Source organism: Paraburkholderia sp. EB58, from assembly GCF_050436665.1.
Taxonomy (GTDB): domain Bacteria; phylum Pseudomonadota; class Gammaproteobacteria; order Burkholderiales; family Burkholderiaceae; genus Paraburkholderia.
Genome location: NZ_JBNDMQ010000079.1, coordinates 1 through 13,215 on the forward strand (window position 1 = coordinate 1; position 13,215 = coordinate 13,215).

Here is a 13,215-nt window from a genome sequence, read left to right on the forward strand (position 1 = left end):
CGCCTTGATCGGCCGCCATCGCAAGGGTCTGTTGTTTCATGCGCATCTAACGATTGAAGGCTCAGTGGCGTTGACCTTTTTCAGCGTAGCCTTAAGGCGTTTGTATTGCAACGCGCGGCGATACCGAATAGATTTAGTCAATCGACTACGCGCCCATGCTCTGCTGTATGTTCCATGCTAGAAGTTTGGTGGCATGCTAGACGGTTGTGTTGCGGTTTGAAACGCGGCTGGTTGTCCATGAGCTAAACACCGCGAGCGATGCAGAAGATGCCTGAGTAAGTAATATGATAAATTCGTAGTCCTATTTAAATGAAGGCACTTAATGTTATCTGGAAAACAAAGTAATGATGGACGCGAGGATAACGAGGACACAGGCTGCCCGTGTCCCGGTGAACAGCCGCGTTCGTTGAGTGAAGCGATTGCCCAAGCCTTGGCTAACCCCTTTCCTTTGAGGGGTGATCTGGCAGAGCCCCTGTCTGCGGATAGCGCGCCAGGAAATCCATGGGAGTGGGCTGTCTTTTCCAACTGCGCGCCCGGCAAGTCGGCCCGCGCAACCACCCGTGCATTGCGCAAGGCGGCGGTGCGTGCAGCGCGGGAATTGGATAGGTCAACTTATGTGGACAATCGGTTCGTGACGGACCATGATTTGTTGGCAAAGTCGGGCCCGTGGCCGTATACGGGCGGGAGTTGGAACGATGATGTCGAATACAAGCAGGACGGCTATGTCAGCGCCGAACAGCGCTTCCGGTTGGTCGTGTGTTCTCAGAGAGGACCCGTCGGGTTTTGCACGGTCTCGACATCCGTGACAAATTTTTCTGGAAGTGATGTGCCTGACCTGCTTGTGGATATTCGGACTGCTTTTATTGATCCAGCGTATCGCAACCGTGGGCTTAGCCGCATGCTAGCCGAATCAGCAGCCGTCGTCGCACTCGAACTGATCCGCGAGCTTCAGGCCCGTCTGATCGCGAGTGGCGTTCGCGGAACATTCGACGTTGTATTACCGGTGCAGGGAGAAATTATTTCTGAGGGCGGTTTGCGCTTCCTCAACGAGGTTGGGAAATGGTTGGAATGGCTGATGGAAGACGAGCCTCTGGTCGGCGAAAACGGTGAGGCGGTTCTCCGTGTCAAGAGGGTGGAGGTGTATGACGTTGCCTGAACTACGCCTGGCAGTGCTAGAAACTGACGGCGCCACGACCGCATGCATGTCCCGCTCTGAGGTGGAACATCGCAGCGTGTCTACGGGAGTGCCGTCGCGGGCTTCAAAGCACAATGGTCGCGAAGCGTCTCAAACCGCAACGCGAAGGCTAAGAGGGATCCGACGCGGAAGTATTGCAGTTCAGAATTTTGCAGTACAGGTTGATGTCCGCGGAGTACGAGAGAGTGGCCTACCTGGATTCTCTTGAGCGTGAAGTGCGTTTTGAGAGCTAGCGACTGCTTGTAGAGTGTGTGGGCGCTCCACCTTGTTGATTTGAGATATCAATGAAACGCTATACATCAGTACTGCTTAAATAGTAGAGATTTTTAATGGATGAAAATATGGAGCAGTATGAAAATTGGGCGAATCGTAAATTTGCCCGTCTTGTTACCGGAGGTGCCAGTGCATTGGCTGATGAGGCGATCGGCTATGCATTGGCGCATCCATTTCAATTGACGGTCAGTGCTGAGGAGCCTTTGGTTTCGTCGGGACCTGTCGACGGATTGTGGGAATGGGCGGTATTTTCCAGTTGCCCCCCTGGCAAGTCGCTGCGCAAAACGGAGCGTGCATTGCGCAGGGAGGTGCGCGACGCACGGAAGCTGGACAAGATGAAATATTCGGACAAAATGCTCCTGGAGACCTCGGGTCTAGCCGGCGAGGCTGCTTTGTGGCCATGCGCAGAAGGAAGTTGGGATTTCAATGTCACATTTCCCAAGCATGAATACGCCTGCGCCGGCCAAAGCTACCGGCTGGTGCTATGCTCACCGACGAAAGTAGCTGGCTTTTGTGCCGTCACGACCACTGCAACCTACTCCCTTGGGGATGCCGCGCCTGACCTGGATGTAAGGATCTGGGGGGTTTTCGTTTCTCCGGCGTACCGCGGACGCGAACTCAGCAACATGCTCGCCGAGGGGGCAGCGGTCGTTGTTCTCGACATGGTTCGCCAGCTTCAGGACCGTCTGGTTGCGCTTCAGATTAGTCAGGTGTTCGATGTAGAGTTACAAGTACAAGGGGAACTCGATTCAAATGATGATCTTCGTTTCCTCTTTAAGATCAAGGATTGGTTGGAGCGTTTGATTGAGACGACACCACTAATTTCGGAAGGCGGTGAGTCGGTCCTGCGAATCAAGGACGTCGTAGTATGCGACGTCTGACCGACCTTCACTCGGCAGCGACGATGTCACGATCGCCAACGATAAGGCAAAGCGTGAGATAGCCGCAAGAACGATTCCGGGCGCGTCTGCTAAACGCTGGAACCAGCTTCGGGATCAACGCCTTCAGTCGCTTGCCGCAAACCTGGTCGGCTGCTTCCCACAATACCGTCAGCGCCTGACGTACCGCCTCGTCGTAGAGCCGGTTGCGCTCGCGCGTCCCCTTTGCCGCGCCGGGCTCTTCCCGTAGCAGCCGGATGGCGTGCTTGCGGTGATACCCGGTCAGAGCCACGAACTCATCGAGAATCCTGATCCGGTCACCGAACGTCGCGCCGCCATACCGCAATTGCAATGCTGCCACCAACTCCTTGCGTGTCGTCATGCTGATTCGCCTCGTCACCTCGTGCCGCTCCCGCCGGACAATCCGACGGGTAGCAAACTACGTGAGGCAACAGGTCAGCGCGAGTTGCAATTCTGATGAGTCAATGCGCCGGCCAAGATGTTTGTCGGTAAACCGGAAGTCCTGCTTGACGCTATCCAGATGAGAAAGGTTTTAATGGTCGGGCAGATGAACAGACCTCTCGCTACTCGCCTACGGGGCAAGTTTGCTGGCTCACCGACTTCCGGTTTTTCAACCTCCGGTTGTGGTACAGTAATCGGAAGTCAATCGCCTTCGGAGGCACCCTTGTCTGGATTTCTTGATGGCATCCCGATGCCGGCTGAACAGCCTGCCTGTCAGGTTGTCGTTGACCCCGTGCTTGTATCGGCGCGGCTGTCTGACCTGCATGGCAGTCTGGACCAGGCATTGTTCCGCGAAGCGAACGAACATGGGTACAGGGCCCGGCTGGACGTGACGCCGGCTCACCCAACAACTTCCGCCGGCACGTTTCATTGGCATGCAGCCGTGTTTGCGCTTCGCACCGCGCTGATTGAACGTGAATGGATAAAGAAGGACACCCAGAATTGTCCTTTCATCTTGTCTCCGGATAAAGCAGTTGCTATCCTGGTGATGACCGGCGATGCCGACACCGGGGTCGTTGAAGGCTTTCCAACTAATCAGGCGCAGAAGGGAGTCGTCCTCAAGCAGGCGGTTTCGGCCAACTACGAGTTGTTCGAGAGAGCAATGATTTCAAAGCTTGAACGCGCAAGCAACGGCACACAAATGTGGGTGTTGCTATACCACGTTGGAGTCGAAAAAAACGGTCGTACGGAATTGCGGGCTGAGCTTTCGCTACCCTCAAAATTCGAACGCAAGAAGATTGTCGGTTGGACTCAGCGAATTATCCTTGGCGCCATTCACCCTGACGGTGAATACGATGCTCGCATTGACGCACCTATAGCGCCGACCCCGGTTGAAGTTCCCGTGGAGCGTCGCAACGCAAGCTAGAGAAGTAGAGAATCAATGAATATGAACCCGTCACGATTGGAATTTGCCCGCACGCGCCGTGGCTGGACCAAAGCGCGCCTGGCGAACGAGCTTGGCGTGCAGGTTCGTTCGATCCAGGGGTATGAGTCGGGCGAGTATGCTCCGGAACCGGAGAGACTCGCACACATGTGCGAGCTACTGCGATTTCCCGAGGAGTTCTTCTTCGGAGATGATTTGCCGGTCATCAACGAACACACAGCCAGCTTCCGCTCGATGTCCAAGATGTCCGCAACGCTGAAGCGTACCGCCCTCGGGTCGGGGACGACGGCTTTCCTCCTCAACGATTGGATTGAGGAGCGCTTTCGGCTGCCCGAAGCTGATTTACCCGACCTGAGCGACCTGTCGCCCGAAGAGGCAGCGGCGACCTTGCGGCGTATTTGGGGCATCGGCGAGGCGCCCATCTCCAATTTGATACACCTCCTCGAACTTAAAGGCGTGCGTGTCTACTCCCTGGCAATCGAAGCGAAGGAAGTGGATGCATTCAGCGTATGGCATAAGGAGCGGCCGTTTGTCTTTCTGAACACTTTCAAGACACCGGAACATAGCCGCTTCGACGCTGCTCATGAACTGGGCCACCTTGTGCGTGACCGACACAGCATGTTGCACGGCGAAGCGCACAGCCCGGAAATGGAGAAAGAAGCTAACGCATTCGCGGGCGCCTTCCTGATGCCTAAAGACAGCGTTACCGGAAACCGGGCTGGTCTCCTGACAATGGGCAAGCTCATCGAGATGAAGCGCGTATGGGGCGTGTCTCTCGCAGCCCTTGCGTTTCGGATAAACCAGCTCGGCCTGTTTACCGAATGGGCTTATCGCAATCTCTGTATCCAGATAGCAAAACACGGCTATCGAACATCAGAGCCAAATCCAATGGGACCGGAATCGTCGCAACTTCTTCGAAAGGTGTTCGACTCGCTCCGAAACGAAGGTATAAGCCGGACCGATGTCGCAAGAGACTTGTGTCTATCGCAGCAGGATATCGACAACCTGACCTTTGGGTTGACCATTTCGGGTGTGAGCAGCACGGCAAGAGGAAGCGGGCGGGTAGCTCCTAAGCCATCGTCGCCACCCAAACTGAAGCTTTTCAAGTAGAGACGGCTTTCCTGCCGGCGAGCAATCGGTCATGCCGCACGTCACAGAGCAACTTGCGAACCAAGTGACGCAGTACCTCAGTGCAGGTGATGTTCCCTACTTCCGATCGGCACGCCAGCGCTTGTATGGGCGGAGCGTCAATTGCCGTAGGCGGTGATGTTCGGCTTGCGTCTTCACAACCTGCCGTGGGATGCGAAAGCGCCTGAATGGCTTCAGGTTTTACGCCTGCGCCTGGATCTGCTGCAGTATCTGCAGGTACTGCGGAACCATCGCCGCGGGTTGGTCGACGAACGTACGACGGTGCTGAATGCTGGCCTGTGTGCGCAGCAGCTCAAGCGAGATCTGAGCAGTCTTAACTACGATGGCGACCATGCGCTGTCCGTCGTACTGGATGAACTGGATGAAGAAGTCGTGAACATCGTTTCGGAACTGCATGGTAACCGTCCGACCACGACCGTTCTTGACAGCATGTTGATATCGAACAGTTGAACCCAGCGCGTTGAGTTCAGGCGGCGTCGTGGTGAAGCTGATCGGCGACGACCCATGGCAACAGCTCGTCGACGCGATTGACGGGATGCTCGGCGATGCGAGCGATGACGTGGCGCAGGTAGGCCTCGGGATCAAGGCCATTCAGTTTTGCGGTACCAACCAGAGTGTAGATAGCGGCTCCGCGCTCGCCGCCGCTGTCGGAACCGAAGTGCAGGAAGTTTTTTCGGCCGAGAGCGACGGCACGTAAAGCGCGTTCGGCTGCGTTATTGTCGATTTCCACGGCGCCGTCATCGACGTACAGCGCGAGCGCTGCCCACTGATTCAGCGCGTAGTTGATGGCTTTGGCGGTATCGCCTTTCTGCGACACCGCACCCAATGTCGAGCGCAGCCAGATCTCGAAGGCAGCGAGTAACGGACGCGCCTGCTCCTGCCTGACACGTCTTCGTTCGTCTGGTGGTTTGCCACGAATCGCGGCCTCAATTGCGTACAGTTCGCCGATCCGGCGCAACGCTTCAGTGTTAACCTCGTTCCTGCGTGCGACGAACAGATCGTGGAATTTGCGGCGCGCGTGCGCCATGCATGCAGCCTCACGCACATCACCACGTTCGTAGATCGCGTTGTACCCCGCGAACGCATCGGCCTGCAACGTTCCCCTGAAGTCCTTCAGATGGGCCTGTGGATATTCACCAGCCCGTGTGGGACTGTATGCGAACCAGACCGCCGGCGCGTCCTTCGAGCCAGCCGGCCGGTCATCCCGAACGTATGTCCAGAGACGTGCGGTACGGGTCTTGCCATTGCCGGGCTCGAGCACAGGTACCGGCGTGTCATCCGTGTGGATCTTCGGGGCGGCCATCACGTAACGGCGAACGACCTCTACGAGTGGCCGGAGCAACGCACTGCACTGGCCGACCCAGTCCGAGAGTGTCGAACGGCTGAGTTCCACGCCGTCGCGCGCGTAAATCACTGACTGTCGATACAGGGGAAGGTGGTCACAGAATTTGGCGACCAGAACATGCGCGAGCAATCCGGGACCGGGCATGCCGCGATCGATTGGCCGGCTGGGCGCAGCCGCCTGCACGATGCAGTCGCAACAGCTACAGGCCTTCTTGGGTCGGCGGTGACGAATCACTCGCCAATGCCCCGGTACATAGTCGAGTTGCTCGGAAACGTCCTCGCCGAGGTCGCCAAGCGCGCCACCGCATTGCGGACAGCAGGCGTCGTCGGGATGATGAACAACATCTTCGCGCGGTAGATGTTCTGGAAGTGGCTTGCGTCCCGTCGGCTTGCCAGCTTCTGAGCGGGGCCTTGTCGGTGCGTCGACCGTCGCCGCACCATCGTCGGCCTGCAGATCTTCGAGACGCAATTCGAGTTGCTCGATCTGGCGATCAATCTTCTCCGATTTGCGACCAAACTGCATGCGCTGGAGTTTCGCGATCCACAGCTTCAGGTGCTCGATCTCGAGCGCCCGGTCGGAGAGTGTCTTCTGGAGCGTCGTTACAGTGTCGCGCAGATCCGTGAGCTCGCCTTCGCGCTCACGTAACGCAGCCTCACGCGCGAGCAGGAGAGCCTTCAAGGCCTCGATATCGTCTGGAAACGTAGCGTCGCTGGATGCCATGGAGGCAGTTTACGCGCGTGCATTGCGCTACGCCCGGGTTGTCACATACGTTTACAAAGCACTGCAGGGGCGCGCTGCATCGACGGGCTGTCGCCAGTCGAATCCTTCGAGTAGAAGGCCGAGTTGAGCGCTGGTCAGCGAAACAACACCGCCGTCAGCACGAGGCCACGCAAAGCGCCCACGCTCCAGGCGTTTGGCGAACAGGCATAGGCCGCCGTCGCGCCAGTACAGGCACTTGATGAGGTCGCCACGTTTGCCTCTGAACACGAAGATGTGGCCAGAGAATGGATCCTTCGCCAGCACGGTCTGCACCTTCGCGGCCAGGCCGTCGAAGCCGCAGCGCATATCCGTAAATCCGGCGGCAACCCAGATGCGCGTGTTTGTGAGCGGACCAATCATCGGCTCAGGCACTGGATCACCACGCGCAGCGTGTCGGGATCAACGCTCCCTTCAACGTCTATCTCGCCTCGTGGCAACTGGATGCGTATCTTGCCGGACACCGGTGCCGAAGGCGTAGATGCTGCCGGTTCGGCCACGCCGCTGTCGCTAGCGTCATTCACGGTGACCGGCAGCAACGCGCATTCGTGACCGTTCACGCCAAGTCGTCCATCCAGATACTGCTTACGCCAGTCGAACAGCTGATTCGCGTTCAATTCGTGACTGCGTGCAATCTCCGCCACCGAACGACCACTGGATAACGTCTCTTCGACGATCTGGCGTTTCTCGTCCACGCTACGCCGGCGATACTTCCGGGCGACTTTGACTTCGGAGAATTCAGTCACTGTGTCCATGATTCCTTTGTGGACACAGTCACATTTGTGCCCCGGGAAAGCATGGCTTCGCCTTCATCAGGCGTCTATACGGTCAGGGTCGGACGGTTACACTGCATGTGCGCCCGCGCAAGGATATGCTGATTGACATGACCGGGACTCCGTGCGCGTTGGTCCGCAATCTCTTCGTCATTCCGTTCTAGTGAGTGGAGCGCGTATTGGGCGCGCAAGCGAATCACGAACCCTGGCCGCGCCGCAGCAAGCAGCTAGACGCGGTGAAGGGCGCAACCTACTGGACGGCATACTGCCCAACCGCGCATCTACCGGGTCGGATTTCCGGAACCTCGATGCGCTCGAAAGATGCTGCGCTCTTGGCGTGGGGACGACGGCGTTAAGTCCGGCCGCATAGGGTCGCCAGAATGGCAACACAGCAGACCTGTCCGTGCCGCATCCGAAGTGCTGCGCCCTGCGGTGTCGCTATCACGAACCGGCGCCTATCCGCGCCGCGAGCCTTTCATTCGGGAGCTGCACAAGCGGTATGGCACCAGAGCTCAACCTGTCAATGCATTGCTTTCTGCGCTAACAGTGCGACCTGTTCGAAGTTCGCCTTTTCGAGATCCTCGCGTGAGCCGAATTCGACGATGTACCCGAAGACCGTACCGGATGCGTCGCGGGGGAACAGGCGTTGAACAAAGTGCCTCGTGAAGCACGTGCATCCCGTCATGCCGAAGCCGCCATCCGGTGGGCTGATGATTGTGCTGCCGTCAACGGGCACAAAAGCTCCTTCGCCGATCACACCGTCGTCTGGCACATCGTCGTACTGGATGATACCCACGCGTACGGACATGGCACTCCAATTATGTTTGATGAATCGCTGGACTCGTCCTGGAGCTGGCATGTCAAGCCCAAGGGCTTTCGATCTGGCAGGCCCAGACCGCATTTCGCCCGGTTCAAATACGTTTTGAACCTGTGCCTAACTTTTCCAGACGCCTTCAATCTTGCTGCGGATTGCATCGCGCCCCCCCAGAGTGAAGGCAATGGCAGGGGACCGGTGCAATTCAATGCTTTGCAATCGCCGTAGGCAGGATGCTGGACGTCAAAGGTCACATTCCCGTAGCCAACACACTTCCGATGTTTCAACACATGGAAATATCCAGCGTCGACAGTGCTGCGCGCACATCGGCAACTGTAATGGTGGTGTCACCCGACTCAATATGCCGCTCCGCTGCGTCGTCGATGAGGCGCTGCAACGCTGCGTCGGCATCGGCGATCGAACAACCTTCTAGCGCCGTGATTACGCACTCCACCGCCTGCCGCGAAACCGCAAAGGTGGTTCCAGCCTTAACCCTCAACTGGGAGCGAATGTACGCCGCAAGCGACTCGCGTGACGGCACGTCAAAGCGGATTTTCTGCTCGAGACGGCCACCGCGCAGCACTGCGGGATCCAGCGCTTCAGGATGGTTGGTGGCGGCAATCACCAGCACGTCGGGCACGCGACCATCGGCGCACGTCGATCGAAGCCAGAATCCGGTTGGTCAAGGATGAAACGGCAGACACGGATCGATTCCGAAAAACATCTTCGGCCTCATCGACGAACACGATGCACGGACGCAGGTTCTTCGCCTGGCGATATAGCTGGGTCCACGCGGAATGACTGGCGAGGAGTTCCGCACCCGTTGTCTTAAGAACGGCCCAACCGCTGGACTTTGCGATGGCCATCGCTGCCTGCGTCTTGCCAGTGCCTGGTGGGCCATAGAACAGTACGCCACGGGGAAGCGCGCCGCCGAGCTGCTCCATGCGGTGGACATGGCGCAGGCGCAATGCGAGCCTTTTAAGTTCGTCACGCGAGCGATCGGGCATGATGATCTCTTCGATCGTCTTGGTCTTTTCCGGCAGATGTCCCCTTGATCCCTGGATGCGGCGCATGGCCCGCATGGCGATATCGAACGACACCACGCTATTTCCGACGAGGCCTTCGCGCCGCATGTCGGCAAGCTGAGGTCCAATGGCCATCAGACGTGCCGCACTGAATCCATCCCAGCGGGTAGCAAGACTCTTCAGCACGGGCAAGCCAAGCGCGTTGGGTCCGAGCGCCTTGAAGACTGAGCGGGAAAGCAGCGCTTCACGTGCGGGTGCGTCTGGCGGCGGCACCTCGATCTTGAAGTCGAAGCGCCCCTCACGCACAGCGGCGCCGTCCAGCAATTCGAGATCGTTCGTCGCCGCGACCAGGATGATTTTGGTGCCTCGCAGGCGGACGATTTCGGTGAGCATCGTGTTGGTCAGATCCCGAACCATATGATGTGCACCTCGCCCAGAAATGAAGCTGTCAATTTCGTCAATCAGGAAGACAGCCTGACCTAACCGGGTGGCCTGCGCAAACGCTGCCTTTACGCGCTCAGGTGTTTCGTTGACCCACTTCGAGGCGATGTCCTGGTAGGAAATGGAGAAGAACGGAATCCGCAATTCACCCGCGAGTGCTTCGGCAAACATGGTCTTTCCATTGCCGGGTTCGCCGGAGAGCAGGATGCCGTTTCTTGCCTGTGCGGGATCGGAGAGGATTTCTCGTGCTACATTGAGCAACCGGCTCTTTGTGTCGGCCATGCCCGTGAGGGCGTCAAAGGAGAACCGGGCGCGCAGTACACGGTCGTCCAAAGAATACGTCTGCTGGGGCGTCGCATGATCGGGCGCTTGCTGGGTTTGCGAGTGTGCGGCAGTCTGCTGTACGGTTGGCTGGGTGGGTTGGCTGAACTTGCGGTACGAATGTCCGGCTCGTAATGTCAGCCACAGTACGATTCCGACGCCGACCAGAGCGGCGGTAAGCACGGAATACTGGCCGATCGCAAGCACCAGCATGGCGAAGGTCCCAGTCATCATCAGCCAGCGGGCAACGCGGACAAAATGGTGAAGCGCGAACGCCAGGCCTGTGCAGGCCAGCATCGCAAGCAGTCGATGCATGCCATGGAGGTGAAGAACGGATCCAACGGCGCCACCCATGAGGGTGCCAGTCAGGATCGCAGGGAGCATGCGGAGCGAGAATACGATGGCATCCTTCATGGATGATTTTCCGCACAAGGGGGTGAGTTATAGGGAAGAGACTGAATGCAGGTGCAGATATACCCGAGGCCCTAGCGAAACATAGGCATGATCTGTTCCTCGATCGTGCGATACATGTCCTCGCGGGTGAGCTGCGCGAGCTGCTCGCGTTCGTAGAAAACCACCGTTAGCAAAAGGGCCGTGAATCCGATTGTGCAGCCCTTGATCACGTCGATTAGCCCTAGGGCGATGCCCTGCGACAAGGTCGGAAAGGCCTCCTGCAGGCCAGTGAGACCCAGAAGGATTCCAAGGCACGAGGTGCTGGCCATAAGAGCCGGGGCTAAAAAAATCAATGTGGCCGCAGTGTTGAAAAATGCCCTGACTGGAAGGGGAAGGCACGCGTGGTCCGGGTGGATGAAAGAAAACAGTGACGTTTGCTGTTGATCGTTTTGCATGTGGTGCTCCATTTAGGTAGTGGACTGGATCTGTTGCCGCACGACGAGCCGTCGCGACGGGGCCAACAGATCCAGGTTCCCATGGGTCGAGGTAATTGCAAATTGCTGAGACTAACGAAGCACAATGAGCGGACGACCGCGTCTTGGCAGCCACTGATGCGGGCCCGGTTTCCAGCGGCGTGTACGCTTACGCATCGGCCTGGTGGTGCGACGCCGGTTCTGCCGCAGCATGCGCCGGGAGTGTGCGATCGGACGCCTTAGGTCTGCACTCAGGCGCCGATATAACGCTTCAATCGCTCCGGGCGGGATGCCGGTGTCGATATATCCGGTAACACCCGTGTCGGTCACGACCTTCATGACCGCCCGGCCGTTGTCTGCAATAAAGCCTTTTGTTTGCATGCGGTGCCCCTGTGCATTTGCCGTTAACGTTTCACTTGCGCGCAAGGCGTCGTAGCCATCGCGCCAGAAGAATGAATGGTGAGAAACAGTCGAGGAGACAATCTCGGCATTCGTCGACGAATACCTGCCAGAGGTTCTTTTGGCGATTGGCCATGGAGGTGTCCTAGATAAAATTGGTTCATTGGAGTCATCGGGCGTCAGGAGCGGAAACAGGCCGCTAACAGATGCGTGATCTGGTCGACGCCCGATAGCCAGCCCCGTGTGTGATGCTGCACAGGACAAATCCAGAATCACATGGACTGTTTAAGATGCAACTCTGTTTTCCCGGCACCGTTATGTCTCGTGAGTACGCTGGCACTGGAGTACGGTTCGCCGTCGGGACATTGATAAGTCCGCGAGGAAGCCGATGCGGGTCGATAAGGAAAAAGGAGAGGATGGGGGCTGTTCCTGAAGGAGGCGTGTCCCGTTTTAGTTGGGATGCCTGTGAATTTAATCGTCGAAATGGAACGTTTCTCGTGCATCGCTGTGTCGTGTCAAGTCACGACGGTGATGTTCTTTCTACTGGGTGAAAGACATATCGCGCAAAGCCTCGGCGTACGGACGAAAAAGCATCTGTCGGCCGGATTCTCACTGTCTCGCATAAATGAAGGGGGAGACAGCGAATCGAACGTTCAGCGTGTCAATTGACAGTGAAAACTCGGTGTAACCGTAGAAGAGACCTAAAGAACCCGCATAAGCGATTTCCTTGCGGGATTGTAGAAGTCTTTCGTAGAGCGTGGCTATTTGCGGAGAGGCTCGACGCAAATTTTCGTGCACTGGTCTGGAAAAATTCGATGCACCTTGTTTGATGTCACTGGTGTGGGTGAGGCGTGTGCAATCCAAAGTGCTGCGGCGACAAGGCCACAGCTGATTGTCGAAGCGAAAATTGCGGGCAATAGAATCGAGAGGTAACCGCTCTCACGAGGGAACAAGTATCCGATGAGCTAAATCAGTAGTTTCATTCGTACTCCGTTATATCTAGTTATGCGGGCATAGCCAGGAGGCGAGATGGTCGAAGCGACTACGCCTTCAGGGTCTCGTGACGCTGAACGAATGCAACCTCATGAACGGACTACGTCAATAGCGCCGGGCGGAGCTAGGGAAACGCTGATTTATCAGGCTCGGCGGTCATCGATAAGATAGCCGAGGACGTTGTAGAAAGGAGTTCACGGAACGGACCCATGACGATGCAGCGGCAGATCGGTTTTGCGGAAGCGGAAAGTGCGGGCAAGAAGCGGGTGACCAAGCGTCAACGCTTTCTCGCCGAGATGGAGAAGGTCGTCCCTTGGTCGCGGTTGCTGTCGGTCATCGAGCCGTATTACCCGAAGGGCGAACGAGGCCGTCCGCCGATTGGCCTGGAACGGATGCTGCGGATCTACTTCCTGCAGCAGTGGTACGGGTTGTCGGACGAAGCGCTGGAAGACGCGCTGTACGACAGCATTGCGATGCGCGCCTTCGCCGGCATCGATCTGGCCGTTGAGAACGCGCCGGATGCAACCACGCTGTTGAAGTTCCGTCGTCTGCTGGTCGAGCATGACCTGACGCGAAAGTTGT

The 13,215-nt window shown here is 57.5% G+C and carries 14 protein-coding genes; 5 read left to right on the plus strand and 9 right to left on the minus strand.

The genetic code is table 11. The features are described from left to right. The first annotated feature begins 406 nt into the window (after positions 1 to 406). Together P3T40_RS44475 and P3T40_RS44480 are read left to right on the plus strand one after the other, a co-directional pair. A complete protein-coding gene (locus tag P3T40_RS44475; RefSeq protein ID WP_429274016.1) occupies positions 407 to 1,156 on the plus strand; it encodes a hypothetical protein in 750 nt (249 codons plus the stop codon). 368 nt (positions 1,157 to 1,524) lie between these two features. Then, positions 1,525 to 2,349: a hypothetical protein gene (locus P3T40_RS44480; RefSeq protein ID WP_429274017.1), complete on the plus strand. Its 825-nt coding sequence runs from the start codon at positions 1,525 to 1,527 to the stop codon at positions 2,347 to 2,349. A gap of 7 nt (positions 2,350 to 2,356) precedes the next feature. On the opposite strand, the gene P3T40_RS44485 is transcribed toward P3T40_RS44480, so the two are convergent. Further along, positions 2,357 to 2,728, minus strand: coding sequence for a hypothetical protein (locus tag P3T40_RS44485; protein ID WP_429274018.1), 372 nt, complete (start codon positions 2,726 to 2,728; stop codon positions 2,357 to 2,359). Between the two features lie 303 nt (positions 2,729 to 3,031). Between P3T40_RS44485 and P3T40_RS44490 the strand changes: the two genes are divergently transcribed. Then, on the plus strand, positions 3,032 to 3,733 hold the full coding sequence (locus tag P3T40_RS44490; RefSeq protein WP_429274019.1) for a hypothetical protein: 702 nt from the start codon (positions 3,032 to 3,034) through the stop codon (positions 3,731 to 3,733). A 15-nt stretch (positions 3,734 to 3,748) separates the two neighbouring features. After that, entirely contained in the window at positions 3,749 to 4,861 is a 1,113-nt protein-coding gene (locus tag P3T40_RS44495; protein ID WP_429274020.1) for an ImmA/IrrE family metallo-endopeptidase, read from the plus strand. A gap of 219 nt (positions 4,862 to 5,080) precedes the next feature. On the opposite strand, the gene P3T40_RS44500 is transcribed toward P3T40_RS44495, so the two are convergent. The 8 genes from P3T40_RS44500 to P3T40_RS44535 all read right to left on the minus strand — a co-directional run bounded on the left by P3T40_RS44500 (position 5,081) and on the right by P3T40_RS44535 (position 11,223). Beyond that, positions 5,081 to 5,296, minus strand: a complete 216-nt coding sequence (locus P3T40_RS44500; RefSeq protein ID WP_429274021.1) for a hypothetical protein — start codon at positions 5,294 to 5,296, stop codon at positions 5,081 to 5,083. Between the two features lie 70 nt (positions 5,297 to 5,366). Next, entirely contained in the window at positions 5,367 to 6,965 is a 1,599-nt protein-coding gene (tnpC, locus tag P3T40_RS44505) for an IS66 family transposase (protein ID WP_429274022.1), read from the minus strand. Positions 6,966 to 7,016: 51 nt separating this feature from the next. Further along, positions 7,017 to 7,376, minus strand: coding sequence for an IS66 family insertion sequence element accessory protein TnpB (tnpB, locus tag P3T40_RS44510; protein WP_409372287.1), 360 nt, complete (start codon positions 7,374 to 7,376; stop codon positions 7,017 to 7,019). Next, positions 7,361 to 7,756, minus strand: a complete 396-nt coding sequence (gene tnpA / locus P3T40_RS44515) for an IS66-like element accessory protein TnpA (protein WP_429274023.1) — start codon at positions 7,754 to 7,756, stop codon at positions 7,361 to 7,363. Before tnpA ends, tnpB begins: the two co-directional genes overlap by 16 nt. Before the next feature lie 538 nt (positions 7,757 to 8,294). Continuing rightward, the gene (locus tag P3T40_RS44520) at positions 8,295 to 8,582 is read right to left on the minus strand and encodes a hypothetical protein (protein WP_429274024.1); all 288 of its coding nucleotides are present in this window, start codon (positions 8,580 to 8,582) and stop codon (positions 8,295 to 8,297) included. A 289-nt stretch (positions 8,583 to 8,871) separates the two neighbouring features. Beyond that, a complete protein-coding gene (locus tag P3T40_RS44525; RefSeq protein ID WP_429274025.1) occupies positions 8,872 to 9,228 on the minus strand; it encodes an AAA family ATPase in 357 nt (118 codons plus the stop codon). After that, positions 9,188 to 10,789 (minus strand): AAA family ATPase, encoded by a 1,602-nt coding sequence (locus tag P3T40_RS44530; protein WP_429274026.1) that lies wholly within the window; start codon positions 10,787 to 10,789, stop codon positions 9,188 to 9,190. The genes P3T40_RS44525 and P3T40_RS44530 overlap by 41 nt, the downstream gene beginning before the upstream one ends. Before the next feature lie 71 nt (positions 10,790 to 10,860). Beyond that, a complete protein-coding gene (locus tag P3T40_RS44535; RefSeq protein WP_429274027.1) occupies positions 10,861 to 11,223 on the minus strand; it encodes a hypothetical protein in 363 nt (120 codons plus the stop codon). 1,625 nt (positions 11,224 to 12,848) lie between these two features. Between P3T40_RS44535 and P3T40_RS44540 the strand changes: the two genes are divergently transcribed. Continuing rightward, positions 12,849 to 13,215: transposase (locus tag P3T40_RS44540; protein WP_429274028.1), on the plus strand; the 367-nt coding region annotated here is incomplete at its 3' end.